At 61.3% G+C, this 21,513-nt stretch carries 20 protein-coding genes; 15 read left to right on the top strand and 5 right to left on the bottom strand.

Going from position 1 to position 21,513, the window contains the following annotated elements; translation table 11 throughout:
• Positions 1 to 52 precede the first annotated feature (52 nt).
• Positions 53 to 472 carry an MAPEG family protein gene (locus SIC17_RS07620; RefSeq protein WP_412546868.1) on the top strand — a complete coding sequence of 140 codons (420 nt, stop codon included), beginning with the start codon at positions 53 to 55 and terminating at the stop codon, positions 470 to 472.
• Here SIC17_RS07620 and ubiB read toward each other — a convergent pair.
• Complete coding sequence (gene ubiB, locus SIC17_RS07615; protein ID WP_412546867.1) at positions 469 to 2,007, bottom strand: 2-polyprenylphenol 6-hydroxylase; 1,539 nt, start codon at positions 2,005 to 2,007, stop codon at positions 469 to 471. The two genes, SIC17_RS07620 and ubiB, sit on opposite strands and share 4 nt — an antisense overlap.
• A gap of 74 nt (positions 2,008 to 2,081) precedes the next feature.
• Positions 2,082 to 2,864, bottom strand: a complete 783-nt coding sequence (locus SIC17_RS07610; protein ID WP_412546866.1) for a class I SAM-dependent methyltransferase — start codon at positions 2,862 to 2,864, stop codon at positions 2,082 to 2,084.
• Positions 2,865 to 2,949: 85 nt separating this feature from the next.
• Here SIC17_RS07610 and mutM point away from each other — a divergent pair, with 85 nt between their 5' ends.
• The 6 genes from mutM (at position 2,950) to recF (ending at position 9,414) form a co-directional block, all read left to right on the top strand.
• On the top strand, positions 2,950 to 3,813 hold the full coding sequence (gene mutM, locus SIC17_RS07605) for a bifunctional DNA-formamidopyrimidine glycosylase/DNA-(apurinic or apyrimidinic site) lyase (RefSeq protein WP_412546865.1): 864 nt from the start codon (positions 2,950 to 2,952) through the stop codon (positions 3,811 to 3,813).
• 127 nt (positions 3,814 to 3,940) lie between these two features.
• Positions 3,941 to 4,717 (top strand): enoyl-CoA hydratase, encoded by a 777-nt coding sequence (locus tag SIC17_RS07600; RefSeq protein ID WP_291890826.1) that lies wholly within the window; start codon positions 3,941 to 3,943, stop codon positions 4,715 to 4,717.
• Positions 4,718 to 4,825: 108 nt separating this feature from the next.
• On the top strand, positions 4,826 to 5,092 hold the full coding sequence (gene rpsT / locus SIC17_RS07595; protein WP_291890825.1) for a 30S ribosomal protein S20: 267 nt from the start codon (positions 4,826 to 4,828) through the stop codon (positions 5,090 to 5,092).
• Between the two features lie 489 nt (positions 5,093 to 5,581).
• A complete protein-coding gene (dnaA, locus tag SIC17_RS07590) occupies positions 5,582 to 6,991 on the top strand; it encodes a chromosomal replication initiator protein DnaA (RefSeq protein WP_291890824.1) in 1,410 nt (469 codons plus the stop codon).
• Between the two features lie 138 nt (positions 6,992 to 7,129).
• Entirely contained in the window at positions 7,130 to 8,248 is a 1,119-nt protein-coding gene (gene dnaN, locus SIC17_RS07585) for a DNA polymerase III subunit beta (RefSeq protein WP_291890823.1), read from the top strand.
• 17 nt (positions 8,249 to 8,265) lie between these two features.
• Positions 8,266 to 9,414: a DNA replication/repair protein RecF gene (gene recF, locus SIC17_RS07580; RefSeq protein WP_412546864.1), complete on the top strand. Its 1,149-nt coding sequence runs from the start codon at positions 8,266 to 8,268 to the stop codon at positions 9,412 to 9,414.
• Here recF and SIC17_RS07575 read toward each other — a convergent pair whose 3' ends face one another.
• Complete coding sequence (locus SIC17_RS07575; protein WP_412546863.1) at positions 9,415 to 10,173, bottom strand: CPBP family intramembrane glutamic endopeptidase; 759 nt, start codon at positions 10,171 to 10,173, stop codon at positions 9,415 to 9,417.
• A gap of 99 nt (positions 10,174 to 10,272) precedes the next feature.
• Here SIC17_RS07575 and SIC17_RS07570 point away from each other — a divergent pair, with 99 nt between their 5' ends.
• Complete coding sequence (locus SIC17_RS07570) at positions 10,273 to 10,914, top strand: TetR/AcrR family transcriptional regulator (protein WP_412546862.1); 642 nt, start codon at positions 10,273 to 10,275, stop codon at positions 10,912 to 10,914.
• Entirely contained in the window at positions 10,911 to 11,561 is a 651-nt protein-coding gene (locus SIC17_RS07565) for a LysE family translocator (RefSeq protein ID WP_291890819.1), read from the top strand. Before SIC17_RS07570 ends, SIC17_RS07565 begins: the two co-directional genes overlap by 4 nt.
• Positions 11,562 to 11,564: 3 nt before the next feature.
• Here SIC17_RS07565 and SIC17_RS07560 read toward each other — a convergent pair whose 3' ends face one another.
• Complete coding sequence (locus SIC17_RS07560) at positions 11,565 to 12,041, bottom strand: YybH family protein (protein WP_412546861.1); 477 nt, start codon at positions 12,039 to 12,041, stop codon at positions 11,565 to 11,567.
• Positions 12,042 to 12,203: 162 nt separating this feature from the next.
• Here SIC17_RS07560 and gyrB point away from each other — a divergent pair, with 162 nt between their 5' ends.
• The 6 genes from gyrB (at position 12,204) to SIC17_RS07530 (ending at position 18,099) form a co-directional block, all read left to right on the top strand.
• Positions 12,204 to 14,600: a DNA topoisomerase (ATP-hydrolyzing) subunit B gene (gene gyrB / locus SIC17_RS07555; RefSeq protein WP_412546860.1), complete on the top strand. Its 2,397-nt coding sequence runs from the start codon at positions 12,204 to 12,206 to the stop codon at positions 14,598 to 14,600.
• Positions 14,601 to 14,761: 161 nt separating this feature from the next.
• A complete protein-coding gene (locus tag SIC17_RS07550; RefSeq protein ID WP_412546859.1) occupies positions 14,762 to 15,658 on the top strand; it encodes an aspartyl protease family protein in 897 nt (298 codons plus the stop codon).
• Positions 15,659 to 15,752: 94 nt separating this feature from the next.
• Complete coding sequence (locus SIC17_RS07545) at positions 15,753 to 16,010, top strand: hypothetical protein (protein ID WP_412546858.1); 258 nt, start codon at positions 15,753 to 15,755, stop codon at positions 16,008 to 16,010.
• A gap of 30 nt (positions 16,011 to 16,040) precedes the next feature.
• Positions 16,041 to 16,922, top strand: coding sequence for a hypothetical protein (locus tag SIC17_RS07540; protein ID WP_412546857.1), 882 nt, complete (start codon positions 16,041 to 16,043; stop codon positions 16,920 to 16,922).
• A 56-nt stretch (positions 16,923 to 16,978) separates the two neighbouring features.
• Positions 16,979 to 17,557 (top strand): DUF1214 domain-containing protein, encoded by a 579-nt coding sequence (locus SIC17_RS07535; protein WP_291890814.1) that lies wholly within the window; start codon positions 16,979 to 16,981, stop codon positions 17,555 to 17,557.
• Positions 17,554 to 18,099, top strand: coding sequence for a DUF1254 domain-containing protein (locus tag SIC17_RS07530; RefSeq protein ID WP_412546856.1), 546 nt, complete (start codon positions 17,554 to 17,556; stop codon positions 18,097 to 18,099). The genes SIC17_RS07535 and SIC17_RS07530 overlap by 4 nt, the downstream gene beginning before the upstream one ends.
• On the opposite strand, the gene polA is transcribed toward SIC17_RS07530, so the two are convergent.
• Positions 18,096 to 20,882 carry a DNA polymerase I gene (gene polA / locus SIC17_RS07525; protein WP_412546855.1) on the bottom strand — a complete coding sequence of 929 codons (2,787 nt, stop codon included), beginning with the start codon at positions 20,880 to 20,882 and terminating at the stop codon, positions 18,096 to 18,098. The genes SIC17_RS07530 and polA overlap by 4 nt on opposite strands.
• Between the last annotated feature and the right edge of the window lie 631 nt (positions 20,883 to 21,513).

The following is a 21,513-nucleotide window of genomic DNA, read 5'->3' as shown; positions in this document are numbered from 1 at the left end:
CAAGCAGGCGAAACGGGCTAGCCTTGGCGCTTCAATGCCTGGGGAGGGCTTTATGATACACATGATCCTGGCCGCGTCGGCGCTCGCTCTGCTGACACTTTTTGTTTATCTGATGCTGACGATTTTTGGCGTTATCGCGAAGTCGAAAGGCCAGTTGAGCGAGGAATATTCGCTGACCAAGGCCGGAACGCCGCCGCCGGACTGGCTGGGCAATTGGGGGCGCAATCTCGCCAACCTGTTCGAGCTGCCGATCCTGTTTTATGCGCTGGTCCTGTTCCAGGCCGTCACGCCGGATACGATCGACAGCCTGCAGGTTACCCTCGCCTGGGTCTTTGTTGGCACGCGTTTCGCCCACACGGCAGTGCATGTGAGCATCAACAACATGGCCCTGCGTTTCCTGACGCACCGGATCGGTTTCCTGATCCTGGCGGCGATGTGGGTGCGTTTTGTGCTGGCGCTACACGCGGTCTAGCCGAGCATGGCCATGGCGGCAGCTCCGGCTGCCGCCGCGCCAGCCAGCCAGGCCAGGCGCAGGAACCAGGGACGCAAGCGCGGCCCGCCGCCCAGTTTCAGCTCACCGGCTTTCAGCTTGCGCCCCACCTCGGCCCAATCCTCGATGGCGTCTGGTAGTTTGCGGGCGGCACCATAGAGGCGGCTGACATCTTCGGCGAAATCGCGGGCACGGCCTTCCGGTCCCAGCTCGCGTTTCATCCATTCCTCGACCACGGGAGCTGAGGCGCCCCACATGTCGTGCTGTGGATCCAGCGAGCGGGCGACGCCCTCGCACTGGACCATGGTCTTTTGCAGCATCACCAGTTCGGGGCGCAGGCGCATGTCGAACAGGTCGGTGATCTCGAACAGCTGCAACAGCACGCGCGACATTGGCACTTCGTCGGCATTCTTGCCGAAGATCGGTTCGCCCACGGCGCGCAGGGCGCTGGCGAAGTCGTCCACCGAATGATTGGCGGGAACATAACCCGCCGCGAAATGTGCCTCGGCCGCCGCCTTGTAATTCCGGGTCAGGAATCCATGCAGGATCAGCGCCAGGAAACGCCGTTCGGCGCGGCCGATCCGGCCCATAATGCCGAAATCGACAGCCCACAGCGTGCCGTCCTCGCTGGCAAAGAGATTGCCGGCATGCATGTCCGCGTGGAATACGCCGCGATGCAGCGCCGTTCCCAGGAAGGCCCGCGTCAGCGTGGTGGCGAGGGCCTTGCGATCAATCCCGCTGTCGCGGAGGGCGTCCCCATTGCTCAGCGCGACGCCGTCGATCCACTGGGTCGTCAGCACGCTTTTGGTCGACAGCGGCCATTCAACAGACGGGATGCGATAGTGCGCGACAGCACTTGCGGCCTCTGACAATTCCGACCCGGCTGCGGCTTCCAGCCGCAAATCGGTTTCCAGCTGCAGGGAGCGCGCAACCGTCTCGACAAAGAGCTTTGGCTCCAGACGCTTGCTGGCGGGGGCGAACCGCTCGGCCAGCGCAGCCCCCAGTGACAGGGTGCGGATGTCCTTGGCGATCCGGTCGGCAATGCCGGGGCGTACGATCTTCACCGCAACCCAGCGACCATCGGCCAGCCTGGCCTTGTGGACCTGGGCGATAGAGGCCGCGGCCACAGCCGGGCCGAAGTCTTCGAAAATCTCGTCGACAGGCGCGCCCAGTTCGCGGTTGATCACGGCCCGGGCCTCGTCCTCGTCAAAGGCGGGCATCTTGTCCTGAAGACGCGCCAGCCCGCGGGCGAAACGTTCGCCGATCAGATCGCCACGCGTGGCGAGGACCTGGCCGAACTTCACATAGGAGGGGCCCAGCTTCTCCAGCGCGCGCGCCAGGCGTTCCCCCGGATTGTCCGCGCGATCGCGAATGGCGAAGAGGCGCGATACCCGGCCCAGCACGCGGGCCAGTGGCGGGTGCATGGACTGGTATTCCTGCGGCAGGACCGCGTCATGGCGCGCCAGCACGAAAACAGCGCGGATCAGGCGCAGGAATGACAATAGAGACGAAATCATGGCGCGAGGTTTAGAGCTCTGGATTGCTGTTGGCGAGAGTGGCGTGAAGTCGCGGGACCCTGATCCGCACGGATCTAGTGCCAACCGACGTGCAGAGCGGCTATGCCGCCGGAGAAATTGGTGTAGCTAACTTCGCGGAAGCCGGCCGCCTCGATTTCAGCCTTGAAGGTCTCCTGGTCCGGAAAGCGCCGGATGGATTCCACCAGATATTGATAGCTCTCGCGATCCTTGGCGACGAGGGCGCCCAGTTCAGGCATCACATTGAAAGACCAAGCGTCATAGACCTTTTCCCAGGCCCGGCTGGTGGGGCGTGTGAATTCCAGGCAAAGGAAGCGGCCACCGGGTTTCAACACGCGCCGCATTTCCTTCAGGGCCGCATCGCGGTTGGTCACATTGCGGATGCCGGTGGAAATGGTCACGCAGTCCACATGCCGGTCCGGCAGCGGCAGGCATTCAGCATTGCCGGTCACCCAGTCGATGCGACCGTCATGTTCGGTCGAGAGGCCGCGTTTCACGCCGGCGCGCAGCATCTGCTCATTGATATCCAGAACGATCGCCTTGGCCGGGGCCCCGGCGCCGCGGCGCTTACCGACGCGGTCGGCCTTGGTCAGGAAGCTGCGGGCCAGATCGCCGGTGCCGCCCGCCACATCGAGATGGGTCTCGCCCGGCTGGGGATTGGCGCGCGTCATGACCATGTCTTTCCAGGCGCGGTGCACACCGACGGACATCAGGTCATTCATCAGGTCATAACGGCGTGCGGACTTGTCGAAGACACCGCGGACAAGGCCAGCCTTGTCCTCGCGGGCAACATCCTTGAAACCGAAGGAGACTTTGTCGTCGGATTGCGTCTGGGTCATGGCGCGATAAATAGGACAAGAGTGCCCCAAGCGCCAGCAAGTCAGCTGTCACCAATCGCCGCACGCAGTGTCATGAGGAACGTCCATGCCCGAGCTTCCTGAAGTTGAAACGGTCCGCCGCGGTCTCGAGCCCGCCATGTCCGGTCGCCGCGTGCAGCAGGTGACGCTGAACCGTGCTGATCTGCGCTTTCCCTTTCCCGAGAACATGGCAGAAGCCCTTTCCGACGCGCGCATCGAAAGGCTGGACCGGCGCGCGAAATACCTGCTGGTGCGGTTCGACAATGCTCAGACATTGCTGGTGCATCTGGGCATGACCGGTCGTTTCTCCATCGAGGCCGATGAAGTGCACGAGCAGCCCGGCGATTTCGTGCATGCAGCGCCCGCCAATCCGGCACATGATCATTGCGTCTTCCAGATCGAGGGTGGCGTGACGGTCCGTTACAATGACCCGAGGCGGTTTGGTTTCATGGTTTTGTTCGAGACAGCGCGGGAGAATGAGGTGAGCTTCCTCAAGGATCTCGGACCCGAGCCCAATGCCAATGATTTCTCGGCGCCCTACCTCATGTCTGCCCTGGAAGGCCGGCGGACACCGATCAAGGCAGCCCTGCTCGACCAGGCCATCATTGCGGGCCTCGGCAATATATATGTGTGCGAGGCCCTGCACCGCTCCCGTATCAGCCCGCGGCGCGAGGCCCGAACGATCAGGGGTGAGCGTGCGGAACGTCTGACAGCAGCGATCCGCCAGGTCATTATCGACGCGATCAATGCCGGCGGTTCAACACTTCGGGACTTTGCGTCTGCTGACGGGGCGCTAGGCTATTTCCAGCACAGTTTCCGGGCCTATGGCCGCGAGGGAGAAGCCTGCGTGACAGAGGGCTGCGAAGGCGAGATCCGCCGGATCGTGCAATCCGGTCGATCCACCTTCTATTGCGGGCGATGCCAACGTTAGCGTTCACTGGCGGGAATATTAAAGCTGACTCTTTCGGGGCATTGTGTATCGACCCCGCTAGTTCACTGCGCTATAGCGGCGCGGTTTTCTCTGCGCCCCGGGGCGCGCCGTCAAATGGAGTGCCTCAATGGCATACAAGACGATCCAAGTTAAAACCGAAGGCCGCGTCGGCGTTATCACGCTCGATCGCCCGGAGGCTCTCAACGCGCTGTGCGACGAGCTGACCACCGAGCTGACCGCTGCCCTTGGTGAGTTCGAGCGCGATGCCGAGATCGGTTGCGTGATCCTGACCGGTTCCAAGAAGGCCTTTGCCGCTGGCGCCGACATCAAGGAGCTGCAGTCCCGTGACTTCGCCGGCCTCTACGCGCACGACCCGTTCGCCGAGACCTGGGAATCCGTCGCACGCTTCCGCAAGCCGATCATTGCAGCTGTTTCGGGCTATGCACTGGGTGGTGGCTGCGAGATCGCCATGATGTGCGATTTCATCATCGCATCGGAAACGGCCAAGTTTGGTCAGCCGGAAATCAATCTCGGTGTCATGCCGGGTGCCGGTGGTACGCAGCGCCTGCCGCGCGCCGTTGGCAAGGCCAAGGCCATGGATATGTGCCTGACCGGCCGCATGATGGATGCTGAGGAAGCTGAACGCGCGGGCCTGGTTTCCCGCGTAGTCCCTGCCGACGACATGCTCGATGTTGCCATGGAAGCTGCAGAGACGATCGCGTCCAAGTCCCTGCCGATTGCCATGATGACTAAGGAAACGATCAATCAATCCTACGAAATGGGCCTCACAGAGGGCATTCGTTTCGAGCGTCGTGTCTTCCAGTCACAGTTTGCGCTGGAGGATCAGAGTGAGGGCATGGCAGCATTCGCGGAGAAGCGAGCTGCACATTTCAAACACCGCTAGGTAAAACAGCGGTTCAAACGGTTGACGGCAGCAGCTCTAGGGCCTATACGCCGCCGCTCACGGATTTTGCTGGGCCAGACGGGCTCAGCCGTTTTATGAGGTTTATCCATGGCCAACACATCCTCGGCCAAGAAGATGGTTCGCAAAATTGCGCGCCGCACCGCCGTCAACAAGGCACGTCGCTCCCGCGTTCGTACCTTCGTTAAAAAGGTGGAGCTGGCGATTGCTTCTGGCGATCAGGCCGCAGCCAAGACCGCTCTGGTCTCTGCTGAGTCTGAAATGATGCGTGCCGTTGGCAAAGGCGTCTTTCACAAGAACACTGGGTCCCGCAAGGTTTCGCGCCTCGCAGCTCGTGTGAAGTCGATGACTGCCTAAGCCTCTTCTGAGGTCACAAATTCCAATACGCCCGGGACTCGCGTCCCGGGCGTATTTTTTTTGTGCGTGCGAAATCCGATCATATTAAATTAGCGATGTGACGAGGTGCGTCAGAAATAAAAATATTTGTCTGAGTACGGAGGTCTTGATCTGGCAGAAAATGACTCCGCGCAGACGGGATTCGGGGGCGATTCAGGCAGTAAAAATGCACTCTTCGCTGAGTTACAAATCTGCCACACGGGTCAAGCTTCAGTCCGGTCACGGATTTCCCGTGTCAAGCGAAGAATCTCCTGAATCAGGAGCGAAATGAAGTTGACCGACAACTCCCAAAGCGTAACCTTGCGACTTCTGAGGGCGACCATTCCCAGGCGGAGGATTATCCGGTGCCAGCGCGCGAATAGCAGCAGCTGGGTAGGGGGGAATTAAGCCATAAAAAACAAACACCTGACGCCTGCCTCGATGCAGGATACTCGAGAAGTGTGACCAAAGATGGCGTTGAATAATATTGCTGTTGCAGAAGCAAATCCGGTTGTATTCGAGACCCTGGAAGCGGACGCAATTTCGACTGTTTGGCGTAAAATTCGAGCGACCCTGAGAGACGAGTTTGGGGACGCTCTTTATTCTCAAGAGATTGCGCGTCTGCGCGTCCGTCGCTCGCAATCCGGTGCCGTTATTGTTCTCGCTCCGAGCACGTTCAATCGCGACTGGGTCGAGGATCATGCGGGTGCCAGAATTCGCGGACTTTGGGCCGAAATGGATTCCGACTTTACCGAGATCCAGATCCTGGCCGACGGTCAGGCCGAGGCTCAACCGGTGGTCGCGGAGTCGAGCAGGAAATCGGTCGAAAAGAGAGCGGCGGTCGCCGATCAGGTCGAACCTCGTTTCACCTTCGACAGTTTCCGCGTGGGTCCGGCCAATGAAGTCGCGGCTGCTGCAGCGCGCACCATGGTCTCGGCCTCCAGTCCGCCCTTCAATCCGGTCTTCTTCTATGGCGATTATGGTGTTGGAAAGACGCACCTCATGCACGCCGTCTGTTCCGCTGTTCAGCAGAACATGCCCGGCCGCAAGGCGCTCTATCTGACGGCCGAGGAATTCCTCTCCGGTTTTGTCACCGCTATGAAGGAGCGTGACACCATCAAGTTCAAGGAGACGATCCGCAGTGTCGATTGTCTCCTGATTGATGATGTCCACTTCATCGCCGGTAAGCCGAAGACCGAGGATGAGTTCCTGCACACGATCGCCGCGCTGATCGCCGAGAACAAACAGGTCGTGCTGGCGTCGCACCGGCCGCCATCGGATTTGCCGATGAGCGATAGTCGCCTGCGTTCGCTGCTGATCGGCGGCCTGTCCTGTCCGCTCGCCAAGCCGGACCTGGACCTGCGTCGCCAGATCCTGGACTGCAAGATCGCCCAGGCAAAGTGTCACTATCCGGCACTGGATGTTTCTGAGGCTGTTCGTGATTTCCTGGCGGCGCGCATCACGTCCAGCGCCCGTGAGCTGGAAGGCGTGCTCAATAATGTCATCTGTCGCACGGCCCTGCTGGGGCTGCCGGTCACAATGGATGCTGTGACCAGTGCGCTGCGCGACTTGTCGCTGACGTCCGAGAAACGCCTGACGGTCGACGAGATCCAGAAGGCTGTGGCGACACATTTCGGGGTGACGGCCGCCGATATCTGTTCGAAACGCCGGACCCAGTCCGTTGTGCGTCCGCGCCATGTGGCCATGTATCTGTCCAAGACGATGACCACGCGTTCGCTGCCGGATATCGGTCGCCGTTTTGGCGGTCGCGACCACTCCACGGTCATCCATGCGGTCAACAAGGTGACTTCCATGCTCGAGTCCGGCGACCCGATCGCCCAGGATGTCGATACGCTGACGCGTTCCCTGCGCGGTATCTGACACGAAAATTTTGCGTAACCGCTGGATAAAGTTCTTGCGGTTGCGCTTTTTCATGTATCCTCTTCCACCCCACCTTATTCGGTGTCGCTGATTTGTTTTCGCGACACTGCCTTACTGACGCTGATAGCGGAACGAGACATGAAGCTGACAATCGAGCGAGGCGCGCTCCTTAAAGCACTGGGTCACGTGCAGGCCGTGGTCGAAAAGCGAAATACGATCCCGATCCTGTCCAACGTTCTGATTTCTGCGGGTCCGGATGGCGTGAGTTTCGCCGCGACCGATCTCGACATTGAAATCCTTGAAGTGACTGAAGCGACGAGTGATGGCGAAGGCCTGTTCACGGCGCCGGCGCATACGCTCTATGACATTGCTCGCAAACTGCCGGACGGCGCTGACGTGACGCTGGAGATGAGTGGATCGGATCCGCGCATCTCGCTGAAGGCTGGTCGCTCGAACTTCTCCCTGCCTTCGCTGCCGCCGGGTGATTTCCCGGTGATGCCATCCGAGGCGCTGGAGCATCGTTTCACCGTATCCGGTTCCGATCTGGTTCGCCTGATCGACAAGACCCGTTTCGCGATCTCTACCGAAGAGACGCGTTATTATCTCAACGGTATCCATCTGCACGCCGCTGACACGGATGGTCGCAAGACCCTGCGCGCTGTCGCGACCGATGGTGTTCGCCTGGCTCTGTCCGAGATTGACCTGCCGGAAGGCGCTGACGGCATGCCGGGCGTTATCGTGCCGCGCAAGACGGTCCAGGAAGTTCGTCGCCTGCTCGAGGATGCAGATGACGAAGTGGAGGTTTCGGTTTCCGAAGGCAAGATCCGCTTCAAGCTGGGCAATGCCACGCTGACATCCAAGCTGATTGATGGTGCCTTCCCGGATTATGAGCGTGTGATCCCGCGCGGTAACACCCGCACCATGTCGGTCGAGAACAAGCGTTTTGCCGAGGCGGTGGATCGTGTCGCGACGATCTCTGTCGAGAAATCCCGTTCCGTGAAACTCTCGCTTGGTGCTGACAGCCTGACGCTGGCGGTGAACAATCCGGAGAGCGGCCAGGCCGAGGAAGAACTCGCTGTATCCTACAAGGATGAGGGTTTCGCCATCGGTTTCAATGCCCGCTACATGCTGGACGTGGCATCCCAGATCGAGGGCGATGAAGCGCTTTTCCACTTCGCCGACAGTGCTTCTCCGGCCCTGGTGACCGATAGCGGCGATGCGGATGCGCTTTACGTGCTGATGCCGCTGCGCGTGTGACGGCGAATCTATCCGACATGACTTACCAGCCGCCGCAGGTTCCGCCTGCGGCGGTTCGTCGTTTGCGGCTGACGGATTATCGCTCCTATGGTTCGCTCGACCTGGAGCTGGACCAGCGCCCGCTGGCGCTTTACGGCTCCAACGGATCGGGCAAAACCAATCTGCTGGAAGCCATTTCCTTTTTTGCACCAGGCAAGGGGCTGCGCTCTGCCGGGGCCGACCAGGTCGCCCGCAAGGAGGCCGGCCAGCCGGCTGCAGTCTGGGGTGTCTATGCCGAGCTGGAGAGCCGTGGAGATATTTTCCGTCTCGGGGTTGGTGCACGTGAAGGTGCGCGACGGGAATGTCGACTGGAAGGTCAACCTGCGACGATCAACGAACTGGCACGCATGATGCCGATGATCTGGCTCACACCGGCCCAGGACAGGTTGTTTGCGGGGCCGCGGGCAGATCGTCTGAAATTCTTCGACCGGCTTGTCTATGCTGCCGACCCCGCGCTTGGCGAGGCGGCAAATGCCTATGATAAACTGCGCACCAGACGCCAGAAACTGCTCGATGATGGTCGGCCCGATGACAGTTGGCTGAAGGCGCTGGAAATGGAGATGGCTGGTCATGGTGTCGCCATGGCGGCGGCACGTCTTGATGCCTTGATCCGTCTTCAGGCCGAGATTGATGTGCGCCCCGAAGGTGTTTTCCCAAAGGCGAATCTTTCACTGGATGGCGCGGTTGAGAGTGATCTGGCCGACGGGATGAAGATCGGGGAAGTCGAGGACCGGTTTGCCGAAGCCCTGCGCAATGGTCGTAGCCGTGATGCGGCGGCCGGGCGAACTTTGACCGCGGGTCCCCACCGGACCGAGCTCCTGGCGGCCCACCGGGAGAAGGACCAGCCGGCAGGCGATTGCTCGACGGGCGAGCAGAAGGCGCTGATCCTGACCCTGACGCTCGCCCAGGCTAGGGTCCTTTCGCGTCAGGCCGGGCTGGTGCCGCTCCTGCTGTTCGATGAGGCCTGCGCGCACCTTGATGCGGCGCGTCGGGAGGGGTTGAGCCGCGAAATCCTGGCCACCGGCAGCCAGGCCTGGCTGACCGGTGTGGAGCGGGTTCTGTTTGAACCCTTTGCAGACCAGGCCCAGTATTTCGAGATCGCACCGGGCCTGGTGAGTGCTGCTTGATCAGGCCGTCGCTGCGGCAGCCTGGTCCTCTTCCTCATTGGCGTTGAGGATCTGGAACACAGCGCCGCCGACAAGATCGGCCAGCGCATGCAGGATGATGCCGGGCCACAGCGATCCGCTCAGCAGGAAGACCAGGGTCAAGCCTATCGAGATCGGCACGATCCGCAACATGCCGGCTACGCCCTGATAGGCGTGGCCAAGGATGAAGATCACAACGGCCAGCGCTGCAGCCGCCGGGACCGGCATCCACAGGGCGAAAACGCCGATCAGGAAGCCGCGGAAGATGATTTCCTCGGTAATGCCGGCCGTCAGGGCAACCCAGTGAAAACGACGGTATTCTGCCTCGTTTTCCGGGCGGATGAGGTCGAGATCGCCAGCATCGCCGATCTGTTTGCGGATACTGTCGCGAGATTTGGCCGAAAACGCCATCGTCATGACCGTCCAGATGAAATACATCGCACCCGCGGCGGTCAGGCCCCAGGCCAGCCAGCTGCGCCATCCATCCACGTCCAGGCCCAGGCCCAGCGAGCCGGCATCGCGACCGGACATCAGCCAAACGCCTGCTGTCACCGCGGTCAGCAGCCAGAGATGCACGATCACCTTGTTGTAGACCTGCAGGCGGGCGCCCTCGACACCGCTCTGGATGCGGGCCTTCTCGCGTCCCTCGGAGAGATAATTGTTGATGAAGAGGATGGCGATGGCAGCGAGGCCGGCTGCCAGGGCGGGTTCCTGCGAAATCCAGGTGAAAACCGTGTTCATGTGATTACCTTTCCAGTTCGCGCCTTGCTGCGGCGGGATTGAAATGCGAAACTAGTATGTGAATGCGAATTCGCGTTCACATATAGGATGGAGAATGAAGTGAGTCAAGGCGCCCGCCCGGCCCTGCAATCGCGATCGCGTGCCACCCGTGACAAGCTGGTGGCGTCGCTGGAGCGTTGTCTGCGCAAAAAGACGTTTGAAAACATCACTGTGGCCGAAATCGCCAAGGAGGCGGGACTGGCTGTAGGCACGGTCTATCGACGCTTTGAAAACAAGGACGCCTTCATCCCGGTCCTGTTCGAGATCTATCGCTCGCGGCTGGATGAACTGCATGGCGAGGCCGGCGGTATCGAGGTGGACCCCAGTGGCGGCCTGCGCGCTGTGCTGCGCCAGATTGCCGAGAAGTCCTGGACCTTCATGCAGGAGCAGAAACACATCATCGCAGCGGCCCATCTTTATTCCCGGCTGCGACCGGATCTGATCGGCGATGAATGGGATGATCTGCTGGAAGCCGGGGCCAAGGGTTATGAGGCATTGGTACACGCCTTCCCCAATGAGGTGCGACGTGATCCGGAAGAGGCGGGCCAGATGATGGCCTATCACTTCAACACAGCGCTGGCTGAGCGGGGCCTATATGGCGCCCATGGTGTCGCTGCGATGATGACGGTGTCGAATGAGGACTTTGTCCGTGCCATCGCGGACTTTGCATATGGCTACCTGGTCACGGAAGATGCGAAATGACGGCGCAATCCCTCGCCCTGTTCGCAGGAGCTCTGTTGCTGCTTTTTGTGACGCCGGGACCGGGCATTGCTGTCACGGTTTCCCGCACGCTGGATGCCGGCCCGGTCAATGCATCCGTTTACTGGGGTGGCATCCTGACCGGTGACATGTTCTGGCTGACGCTTGCGGTCAGCGGTCTCGCCGTCGTTTCGGATGGTCTTACGGGTGCCGCACCACCAGAGTCCCTCGCGAATTTCATGCTCGCTGCGAAACTGATTGGCGGCGGTTATATCGGATGGCTGGCCTACAGGGCCTTTCGCACGGCCTGGACGGGTGAACGCAAGGCGCTGGATTTCCCGGCCGGCTCGAAACGCGGACTTGTGGCGGCTTATGTCGCCGGAGTGGCGATGCCGCTGTCCAATCCCAAGCCGATTGCCTTCTATCTGGGTTTTGTACCGGCCTTTTTCGCGATCGATGCGATCGGGCCGGTGGATTATGTGTTGATGTTGATCACCATGGCGGTGATGGCGATCCCTGCAGGCCTGATCTATATCGGCGGCTCGCATCGGGCCCGGCACTGGATCCAGCGTCCGGAGATCCGCAGGATTGCCGACATCGCCACAGGCTGTGTTCTGGCCGGGATCGCCCTGCTCTTGCTGACGCGCTAGCGCCTATTCTCCTGCAATGTGGACAATGCGCCACTCGCTCTGGCGTCGAACCCAGACCTGGGTGCCATAGCCGGTTGGCTCCAGCACGTCTCCCGATTGCAGGACCACGCGCTGGTCATAGGTGTTGAGCAGGAGGATGGTATCCTCCGCGATGGTGCGAACGACAACCTGCGGGAAGTCGACCCGATCCAGGCTTTCGGTGGTGGCAAGCAAGGCGCGATATCCATCGGCCCAGCCCGGGAAGTCCCGGAGCAGCTCTCCGGCCAGCGCAGCCGAGAAGCCGTCAGCCCAGAAATGCTTCAGCACCGCATCGGCATCGAGGCGGCGGGCATCTTCGACCATGTTGTGGAAATTGGCGCAGACCCGGGCTTCGTCAGCCGTCAGGGCAGCGCTGTTCTGGCAATCATCCGAACCGGGTTCGGAGCGGCTCGCCAGGACCGGTGCGGTCGTGACGAGTGTGAGAGCGACGGTCGCCCCCATCAACACATTCAGTTTTATCATCGCGGCGGGGGATAGGCGAAGCGAGCGCACAAGGCAAACGAAAATTCCACGGCAGGTCGGTTGAGAAGCACGACTCGCGCGCGTACGCGCGTGCGTGTGCGCGCGACTAGCCGGACTCAAGCGAACAGGGTACAAAACCCTATGACTGAACAGGCGAATCACGAATATGGCGCAGACAGCATCAAGGTCCTCAAGGGCCTCGACGCCGTTCGCAAACGTCCGGGCATGTATATCGGTGACACCGATGACGGATCCGGCCTCCACCACATGGTCTACGAGGTTGTCGACAACGCGATCGACGAGGCCCTGGCCGGTCATTGTACGGCCGTGACGGTAACGCTGCACGCGGATGGCTCTGCCAGCGTGCGCGATGATGGCCGTGGCATCCCGACCGATATCCACCCGGAAGAGGGCGTTTCCGCGGCCCAGGTCATCATGACCCAGCTTCACGCCGGCGGTAAGTTCGACCAGAACTCCTACAAGGTTTCCGGTGGTCTGCACGGTGTGGGCGTCTCGGTGGTGAATGCCCTGTCCGACTGGATGGACCTGACCATCTGGCGCAACGGCCAGAAGCATTACATGCGTTTCCGCCGCGGTGAGGCCGAGGAAGACCTCAAGGTGATCGGTGATGCCGAAGGTGAAAAGGGCACGGAAGTGCGCTTTTTCCCGTCCTCGGACACGTTCTCGATGATCGAGTTCTCCCGCGAGACGCTGCAGCATCGCCTGCGCGAGCTGGCCTTCCTGAACTCCGGCGTGACCATCGTGCTGAAGGATGAGCGCGAAGCCGAGCCGTTCGAGGAGACCATGGTCTATGAGGGCGGCGTGGCCGCTTTTGTCAGCCATCTCGACCGCAACAAGACACCGATTTTCACGCCGCCGGTCCTGATCCAGGGCGAGCGCGAGGGTGTGACTGTCGAAGCCGCGCTGGAGTGGAATGACAGCTATCACGAGAATGTTCTCTGCTTCACCAACAACATCCCGCAGCGTGATGGGGGTACGCACCTCGCCGGTTTCCGTGCCGCGCTGACGCGGATTATCAACTCCTACGCCAACTCCTCGGGTCTGGCGGCCAAGGCGAAGGTGGCGATCTCCGGCGATGATGCGCGTGAAGGCCTGACCTGTGTGCTTTCGGCCAAGGTTCCGGATCCGAAGTTCTCGTCCCAGACCAAGGACAAGCTGGTCTCCTCCGAAGTGCGTCCCGCCGTGGAAGGCATTGTCGGCGAGGCGCTGTCGGAATGGTTCGAAGAGCACCCGAACGAAGCCAAGCAGATCGTCGGCAAGATCATCGAGGCAGCTGCCGCCCGTGAGGCTGCGCGCAAGGCGCGTGAACTGACCCGCCGCAAGTCGGCGCTGGATATCACCTCGCTGCCGGGCAAGCTGGCAGACTGCCAGGAGAAGGATCCGGCCAAGTCCGAACTCTTCATCGTGGAGGGTGACTCAGCTGGTGGTTCTGCAAAGCAGGGCCGTCATCGCGAGAACCAGGCCGTGCTGCCGCTGCGAGGCAAGATCCTCAATGTCGAGCGCGCGCGCTTCGACAAGATGCTGTCCTCGGAACAGGTCGGCACGCTGATCACGGCACTGGGCACGGGTATCGGTCGCGACCAGATCGATTACGACAAGCTGCGCTATCACAAGGTCATCATCATGACCGATGCCGATGTCGACGGCGCCCACATCCGTACACTCCTGCTGACCTTCTTCTACCGGCAGATGCCGGAGCTGATCGAGCGCGGGCATCTCTATATTGCCCAGCCACCGCTCTACAAGGTGATGAAGGGACGGTCCGAGCGTTATGTGAAGGACCAGCCGGAAATGGATGCCTATCTGGTCGAGGAAGGCGTCAATGATGCACGTCTGACCCTGGCAAATGGCGAAGTCATTATGGGGGCAGACCTGGCTGAACGCGTGGAAGCGGCGCGCCTGGTCAAGCTGTCGACCGAGCGTCTGAAGGCCCGTGCTCCGGCATTTGCGCTGGAAGCGGCGGCTCTGGCTGGCGCCCTGGTTGATGAGCCGAGCGCGGCGTCTGTCGAGGATACGGTTGTTCGCCTCAACCGCTATGCGGACGAGGGCGAGGACAACTGGTCCGGTCATCTCAATGACGAGCATGCCCTGGTTTTCTCGCGCGATGTGCGCGGCGTGACCGAGACAGTCGTGCTGGGCGCCCACCTGCGAGAGACGCCGGATGCCCGCCGTCTCAGCGAGCGCGGGATTGCCATCGCCTCTGACTATGAAGGCCGCGCGCTTTATCAGCCGAAATCCGGCTCGGTGGACATCACCAGCCCGACCCAGCTGATCGATGCCGTGGTCACCGCCGGTGCCAAGGGTATGAAGATCCAGCGCTATAAGGGTCTGGGCGAGATGAACCCGGATCAGCTGCGGGAGACCACGCTGGACGCAGATGCGCGTTCCCTGCTGCAGGTCTCCGTGACCCACGCCGACACCGCCGACGAGCTGTTCTCGAAACTGATGGGCGATGTGGTGGAGCCGCGCCGCGACTTCATCACCGAAAACGCCCTCGATGCCGAGGTGGACGCCTAGACCCGCCTTGCATGACAGGATTTTCGAGACCCGGCTGCCTGATGGTGGCCGGGTTTTCTGTCTGTTGGATTAACCCAGCCTGACCTCGACATGACTGCACCTTCAGATGCACTGGCCGCCCGTGCATGCGATAGATGTCGTGACCATTATGGAGGTTTAGAATGTTTGGGTTGGGCATTGCGGCGGTGTTGAGCGCCACGTCCGTTCTGGCGAGCGAGCCGCTGGTTCTGGCTGAAGAAGACATCCGGTTCGGTCGCAGCGGCCACATCATTATCGATGTCGAGGTCAATGGGCAGGGGCCTTACGCCTTTGTCGTGGACACCGGCGCGCAGACCAGTGTTGTGTTCGACAGCCTGATCGAAGAGCTGGACCTTGAGCCGTCGGACAGTGTGACGGTGCAGGGCGCTTCTGGTCCGCAGGAGAGCTATTTCTACAATCTCGAGGAATTGCGCGTCGACGAGGCCAGTGTCAGCGATGTGCGTGTCGTTGAGGGGCCGGCCGGTCTTTCCCGTGGCCTGGCGCGTTTCCGGACCTATGGCCTGCTCGGTGCGGACCTGCTCAACGCCTATGGCGTAGAGTTCGATTTCGCCGACAACCGCTTTGTCCTCTACGACGCAGACGCGGATTTCTCGGCCGTTACGACGGGCTGGAGCCGCGCTGACTACGAGCTCAACGAAGTCGGATTTGCGACCTTTCCGGTGAGTATCAGCGGGGTTGAAGCGCACGCCATTCTAGATCTGGGCGCCGCTCACCATGTGATCAATGCCCCGAGCTTCGAGGCGCTTGGCTATAGCGAGGACGATGAGTTCGACGAGACCCGCCGCCTGCGTGGTTTTTCGGGTGAACAAGTTCGCGCGCCGATTATCAGCGATATCGATCTGGGCATGGGAAATCTGAGGCTCGACGATGTTCATGTTACCTATATGGACAGCGCGGTCTTCCGAATGCTCGGTCATGGCGACACCCCGGCGATGTTCATGGGCCTGCCCATGTTCGAAGACCGCCGCATCATCTTCGATCGCGCCAACAGCCAGCTGATCATCAGCTCGGAGGGCTAGGTAGGTACGACCGGATGGTGGACAGCCGAACCCGCCGTCCCGCTAGCGGCCCCGGATAGCACGTGTCAGCATCGCCCTGACTGGGGGTGCTGGCATGCGTCGATTTCTTGTTCTCCTTCTGCTGACCATCGGATTGATGGACGCTTTTGCGCGGCCGTTGGGATTTGGGGACGCGCGCTGGCTGCCCCGGAATGCGGCGGTCTGGCATGTCCTTCAATGGTATGGGCAGCGCGAGGGCGGACTGGGTGTGGGGGCTTATGAAAGCCCCGGCGCGGAGGAGCGCGCGCGGCGTCACCGGCGGATCTGGGAAATGCTCCAGATTATCGGAGCCTCCGACCCATTGATTGAATGAAACCTGCACAGCATGTCCGCCCGGGCGTCTATGGTACTAGGGGAATACGAACGCGCACTACAGGAATTTGCCGCGGCGGAAGCGCTCGCGGATCAGATTCTCATCGTCTTTGAGGATCGGCTTGCGGATGACTTGAGGCTCGCCTTTGAAGCTCGGCTTATCCTGCATGGCTCGGAGATAGCGTTAGCCGAATTGTCCGCTGCAGAGGCGATGATGGCGTCGAACCGGGGGCGCATCGTTGAATGGCAAGCAACGCTCGGATTTGATGCCTATGAGGGTGAGCCCTATGTGGCCGAGCGGTTTCCGGAGTGGCATTCCGAAGCCTATTGGAGCAGCGGTGGAGATTATGCCGTTCGCTGGCTCTACGTTCATACCCTGCTCAAACACCGCTATCCGGACCAAGCGCTGGCGCTGGTGTCGGCCGAGCGGATATACGGTTCGGGGCAGATCCGCTCTACGTTGGCAGCTGCCGCAGCCATGGCTGACGGTGCGCAGGTTGCCCAATCGGATCTGGAGCAGATGGGGATGTTTCTGGCACCTCTCGCACAATGGCAAGCCGACAATGGGTGGTGGAGTTTTACTGCCTCCGAGCTGGACTGGGGGCCACCGGTGCCGCCCGTCACGATGGGGCTTTATGCCCGGCTCGGCGATTGTGAGGCGTTTGACCGATTGGCGGCGCCAACCCAGGACTGGTTGAACAGTGAAGAGCTTGCCGACATTACGGACTGGGAAACGCTTCACTCCGTCTGTGAAAATGCCAGCTTTCATGGCATCGCGAGTGCCGAACACTTCTGCTCCCGGCGTGATGCGATGTGGGATCAGGCGCGCGCTGGCTTTGTGGACAGTCCAGGTGTCCATTCGCCGCTCCCGCGTTTGCGTCCACAGCGCCGCGAATCCCTGACTTGCAGTTAGGGCCGAGAGGCGGAAGCGGACTTCCTTCTAACTGGCCACCCGCCTACACTCCGCGCATGATTATACGATCTCTTCTTGCTGGCCTGGGCGGTCTGGTGCTGGGCGCTGCGGCGGCCGTGTTCCTGGTGTTCGGGCCGGCTGATTTTGGCGGTGTCAGTGTTGGGCCATGGCGGACCAATATCCATGTCGGGTCACCGGACGCGCCGGATATCGTCCGCGCTGTTGTCGCGCGCCGCGGTCTGCTGGCGCTGAACCGGTCGGAGACGATCTACTTCTCGGCCGATGCGGACAGCGAGGGTCGCCCGCTGGAACAGGCTTGCGACTATCGAATTCTCTTCACTGACCGGCCTGATGCCCGCTGGTGGAGCCTGACGCTGTATGCCGAGGATGATTTCCTGCCGGTGGGCGGGCCCGGAGCCTATTCGATTTCCGCCGATGCTATTGGCGCGGAAGAAACCGGTTTTGTGGTGTCAGTCTCGGAGCGTCCGGCCATCGGCCACTGGATGAGCCCGGAAAATGCGGGGGCCTTCAACCTCACACTGCGTCTCTATAATCCGGGAGAGGCCATCGTAGAGGATCCAGCGACCGCTGTCCTTCCGGTGGTGGAGCGCCTGGCGTGCGGAGGTGGGGCATGAAACAGATCCTGATCCCGGTCGGCGCCGGTCTCGTCGGCCTCGTCCTGGGTTTCCAGGCAATGCTGGGCCTCCTGCCGGGCTTTATCATGGGCAAGGCGATGGAGCGGTTCGAGACGCTGGGCGGCGAGGCCAATCAAGCAGGCCATTTCCCGCCCATCGACGAGACGGCCCGCACTGTGGTCCGGCCCAGCCCGGACATCATCTATTCCGGTTGCATGTATGATGTTTCCAACGGCCCGGTCGCGATCAACCTGCCGGCGTTGGAAGACGAGAGCTATGTCTCGGTCAGCTTCTTTGATGCCCGCACAGACAATTTCGCGGCCTTCAACAATCGTGATTTCGGTGGCGCGGCGGCCGAGATCCTGCTGCATGGCCCCGTGCCGGACCATACTCATACCGACCCGGGTTATGCCGATTACGACGAGAGCGTGCTGGCCCCGACATCGACCGGACTTGTGCTGTTGCGGCGGGTGCTTTCGGGTGGCGTGTCTGTGGAGGACGCCGACGCTCACCGCCGGCAGTTTGGCTGCGAGGCGCTCTAGTGCGCCTCGCCCCAGGTCGCGCCGGCCTTGGCGTCGACCTCCAGCGGGACGGAGAGTTGCAGCGCCGGGCGGCAGGCTTCTGACATGACTTTTTTGGTCAGGGCGATGAGGTCATCGGCCTGGTTTTCCGGGACCTCAAAGACCAGTTCGTCATGCACCTGCAACAGCATGCGAGCGTCCAGATTGGCCCGGTTGATGGCGTCGGGCATGCGGATCATGGCGCGGCGGATGACATCTGCGGCCGAACCCTGGATCGGAGCGTTGATGGCCTGGCGTTCGGCAAACATGCGCATGTTGGGATTCTTGTCGCGGATGGACGGGAAATGGGCGCGACGACCAAAGATCGTCTCGACAAAGCCGGTCTCCTTGGCCTCGGTTTTCATGCGCTCCATATAGTCGGCAATGCCCGGGAATTTCTCGAAATAGGCATCGATGAAGGCCTTGGCTTCCTCACGCGAGACATCGATCTGGTTGGCCAGGCCGAAGGCGGAAATGCCATAGATGACACCGAAATTGATCGCCTTGGCCTTGCGGCGAACCATCGGGTCCATGCCCTCGATGGGCGTGTCAAAGACTTCCGACGCCGTCATGGCATGGATGTCGACACCATTCCGGAAGGCGTCTTTCAGGGCATCCACACCGGCGATATGTGCGAGCAGGCGCAGCTCGACCTGGGAATAGTCGGCTGCGACCAGGACATTGCCCGGTTCGGCGATGAAGACCTCGCGGATCTTGCGGCCTTCCTCGGTGCGGATCGGGATGTTCTGCAGGTTCGGATCGGTTGAGGACAGGCGCCCCGTCGTGGTCGAGGCCAGCGAGAAGGAGCCGTGCACCCGTTTGGTCAGCGGATTGATGTGCGAGATCAGCGCGTCGGCATAGGTGGATTTGAGCTTCTGGAACTGGCGATATTCCAGCAGAGCGACCGGCAGGGCATGCCCCTCGGCGGCCAGGCTGTCGAGCACGGCGGCATCGGTGGACCAGGCCCCGGTCTTGGTCTTTTTGCCCCCGGGCAGGCCCATTTCACCAAACAGGATTTCACCAATCTGTTTGGGAGAACCCAGATTGAATTCGCGGCCTGCCGCTTCGTGGGCGGTGGCCTCGGCGGCCATCATTTTCTGGGCGAAGTCGGAGGAGAGGCGGTGCAGCTGGTCCGGATCGACCTTGATGCCGGCGCGTTCCATGTCGGACAGCACCTGCGGCATGGGCCGTTCCAGCGTTTCGTAGACGGTAGCCTTTTTCTTGGCGACCATGGCCGGTTTCAGGATCTCCCACAGGCGCAGGGTCACATCCGCGTCTTCCGCCGCGTATTCCGTGGCCTTGTCGAGGGCGACCTTGTCGAACGAGATCTGGGATTTGCCGGTGCCGCAGACATCCTTGAAGGACAGGCAGGTATGGCCCAGATGGCGCTCGGCCATCGCGTCCATGCCATGTTTTTCAAGCCCCGCGGCCATGACATAGGAGATCAGCATCGTGTCGTCATAAGGCGCGACCGTGATGTCATAACGACCAAAGACGGCGAGATCGTATTTGAAGTTCTGGCCCACCTTAAGGATCGCCGGATTTTCCAGCATCGGGCGCAGCACATCGAGGGCGGCCTGCATGTCGATCTGTTCCGGCGCCGCACCGGTATCGAACATGTCGCCCGAGCCCTGCGGATCGACATGGGCGAGCGGGATGTAACAGGCCTCGCCTGGCGCTGTGGCCAGGCTGACGCCGACCAGGCCGGAGGCGGTGGCGGAGAGGGCGTCCGTCTCGCAATCCACCGCGACGATGCCCACCTCTTCACAGCGCGCGATCCAGCGTTCCAGATCGGCCATCGTGGTCACGCACTCATACTTGGAGCGATCAATCGGTGCGGTGGCGTCACCGGTCTCGTCGGCGACTGGTCCACCCAGCGCTTCCTCGACCTTGCGCGTGAATGTGCGGAATTCCATGCCCTTGAGGAAGCCGACCAGGGTTTCCGGATCCGGGTCGGACATGCCGAACTCTTCCAGCGGCGTATCGATGGGCGTGTCGACCTTCAGCGTCACCAGGTCACGGGAAATGCGCGCATCATCGGCATGATTGAGCAGTTTCTCGCGGCGGCCCTTCTGCTTGATCTCCTCGGCCCGCGCGAGCAGCGTATCGAGATCGCCATATTCATTGATCAACAGGGCCGCGGTTTTCACACCGATGCCGGGGACACCCGGAACATTGTCGACACTGTCGCCGGCCAGGGACTGGATATCGATCACCTTGTCCGGACCGACGCCGAACTTCTCGTGCACTTCCGGGGCCTGGATGCGCTTGTTTTTCATGGCGTCGAACATGGTGATCTTGTCCGAGACCAGCTGCATCAGATCCTTGTCCGAGGAGACGATGGTGACGTCCGCGCCCTTGGCCTCGGCCTGGCGGGCATAGGTCGCGATCAGGTCATCCGCCTCAAAGCCTTCCTTCTCGATCGAGGGCGTGCCAAAGGCGCGCGTCGCATCGCGGATGATGGAGAATTGCGGCACCAGGTCCTCCGGCGCCGGCGGGCGGTGGGCCTTGTATTGCGGGTACATGTCATTGCGGAAGGACTTGCCGGAATGGTCGAAGATCACCGCCAGGTGCGAGGGCTGGTCCTCTCCCTTGAGGTCCTCGAGCAGCTTCCACAACATGTTGCAGAAGCCCTGCACGGCCCCCACCGGCGTACCGTCTGACCGGGTCAGCGGCGGCAGGGCGTGATAGGCGCGGAAGATATAGCCTGACCCGTCGATCAGATAGACATGACTGTTCTCGTCGACCGGTTTCGTGATGGCCATTCCGCTTCCCCTCGTCTGAGTCGCCAAACACTAGCGTGCCTCGCCTGCCGGGAGAATGCCGAGCTGCTGAGAATGCTGACAGTGGGGTGGCGGGAGGGAATTTATCTTCCCCTCCGGGGAAGTGGGCTGGCCGAAACCTTGGCGAAGGTGAGGTCGAAGGGGGCGAGCGTAGCGAGCCGATCTCCGCGTTCCGGATCACCTCCCTGGTGGGGAGGGGCAGGCGCTTAAATCTCATGCAGGCAGTTCGCCTTACAGGGTTATTCAGGTCAAGGGCGCGCAGCACCGCTTTGCGGTTTCACCCTTGACCTGAATAACCCTGCAAGGCCCCATCTCGGCATGAGGTTTAAGGAGAATTAGGGGTCTCGGAACCCCATCGCGTCACCCCGTCCTGTCATTGCCCAGAAGCCCACTGCGTAGCCACTGTCGGGTGACGCAGCAAATGGCTAAAGTGATCACAAACACCGTCACCCCGATGAAAACCGGGGCCCAGTTCGTCGAGCGAGGGTGTTTCAGAGAAGGGCGCCTTCTGGAGCAGGATCCAGCCTTACGAACTGGGTCCCTACCTTCGCAGGGATGACGGAGGGTGAAGAGGGACAGCGCCCGCCGTTTTCACCACAGACATCACGTGCGC

The sequence above is a fragment of the Maricaulis sp. MIT060901 genome (genome assembly GCF_047123815.1).
GTDB lineage: Bacteria > Pseudomonadota > Alphaproteobacteria > Caulobacterales > Maricaulaceae > Maricaulis.
Note: the sequence above shows the minus strand (reverse complement) of the source record. Positions and strands in the feature narration are given on the sequence as shown.

What these genes read in the sequence shown, in the direction of transcription:
- SIC17_RS07620 (WP_412546868.1), top strand. Translation starts at nt 53, where the DNA reads ATGATACACATGATCCTGGCCGCGTCGGCGCTCGCTCTGCTGACACTT.
- ubiB (WP_412546867.1), bottom strand. Translation starts at nt 2,007, where the DNA reads ATGATTTCGTCTCTATTGTCATTCCTGCGCCTGATCCGCGCTGTTTTC.
- SIC17_RS07610 (WP_412546866.1), bottom strand. Translation starts at nt 2,864, where the DNA reads ATGACCCAGACGCAATCCGACGACAAAGTCTCCTTCGGTTTCAAGGAT.
- mutM (WP_412546865.1), top strand. Translation starts at nt 2,950, where the DNA reads ATGCCCGAGCTTCCTGAAGTTGAAACGGTCCGCCGCGGTCTCGAGCCC.
- SIC17_RS07600 (WP_291890826.1), top strand. Translation starts at nt 3,941, where the DNA reads ATGGCATACAAGACGATCCAAGTTAAAACCGAAGGCCGCGTCGGCGTT.
- rpsT (WP_291890825.1), top strand. Translation starts at nt 4,826, where the DNA reads ATGGCCAACACATCCTCGGCCAAGAAGATGGTTCGCAAAATTGCGCGC.
- dnaA (WP_291890824.1), top strand. Translation starts at nt 5,582, where the DNA reads ATGGCGTTGAATAATATTGCTGTTGCAGAAGCAAATCCGGTTGTATTC.
- dnaN (WP_291890823.1), top strand. Translation starts at nt 7,130, where the DNA reads ATGAAGCTGACAATCGAGCGAGGCGCGCTCCTTAAAGCACTGGGTCAC.
- recF (WP_412546864.1), top strand. Translation starts at nt 8,266, where the DNA reads ATGACTTACCAGCCGCCGCAGGTTCCGCCTGCGGCGGTTCGTCGTTTG.
- SIC17_RS07575 (WP_412546863.1), bottom strand. Translation starts at nt 10,173, where the DNA reads ATGAACACGGTTTTCACCTGGATTTCGCAGGAACCCGCCCTGGCAGCC.
- SIC17_RS07565 (WP_291890819.1), top strand. Translation starts at nt 10,911, where the DNA reads ATGACGGCGCAATCCCTCGCCCTGTTCGCAGGAGCTCTGTTGCTGCTT.
- SIC17_RS07560 (WP_412546861.1), bottom strand. Translation starts at nt 12,041, where the DNA reads ATGGGGGCGACCGTCGCTCTCACACTCGTCACGACCGCACCGGTCCTG.
- gyrB (WP_412546860.1), top strand. Translation starts at nt 12,204, where the DNA reads ATGACTGAACAGGCGAATCACGAATATGGCGCAGACAGCATCAAGGTC.
- SIC17_RS07550 (WP_412546859.1), top strand. Translation starts at nt 14,762, where the DNA reads ATGTTTGGGTTGGGCATTGCGGCGGTGTTGAGCGCCACGTCCGTTCTG.
- SIC17_RS07545 (WP_412546858.1), top strand. Translation starts at nt 15,753, where the DNA reads ATGCGTCGATTTCTTGTTCTCCTTCTGCTGACCATCGGATTGATGGAC.
- SIC17_RS07540 (WP_412546857.1), top strand. Translation starts at nt 16,041, where the DNA reads ATGGTACTAGGGGAATACGAACGCGCACTACAGGAATTTGCCGCGGCG.
- SIC17_RS07535 (WP_291890814.1), top strand. Translation starts at nt 16,979, where the DNA reads ATGATTATACGATCTCTTCTTGCTGGCCTGGGCGGTCTGGTGCTGGGC.
- SIC17_RS07530 (WP_412546856.1), top strand. Translation starts at nt 17,554, where the DNA reads ATGAAACAGATCCTGATCCCGGTCGGCGCCGGTCTCGTCGGCCTCGTC.
- polA (WP_412546855.1), bottom strand. Translation starts at nt 20,882, where the DNA reads ATGGCCATCACGAAACCGGTCGACGAGAACAGTCATGTCTATCTGATC.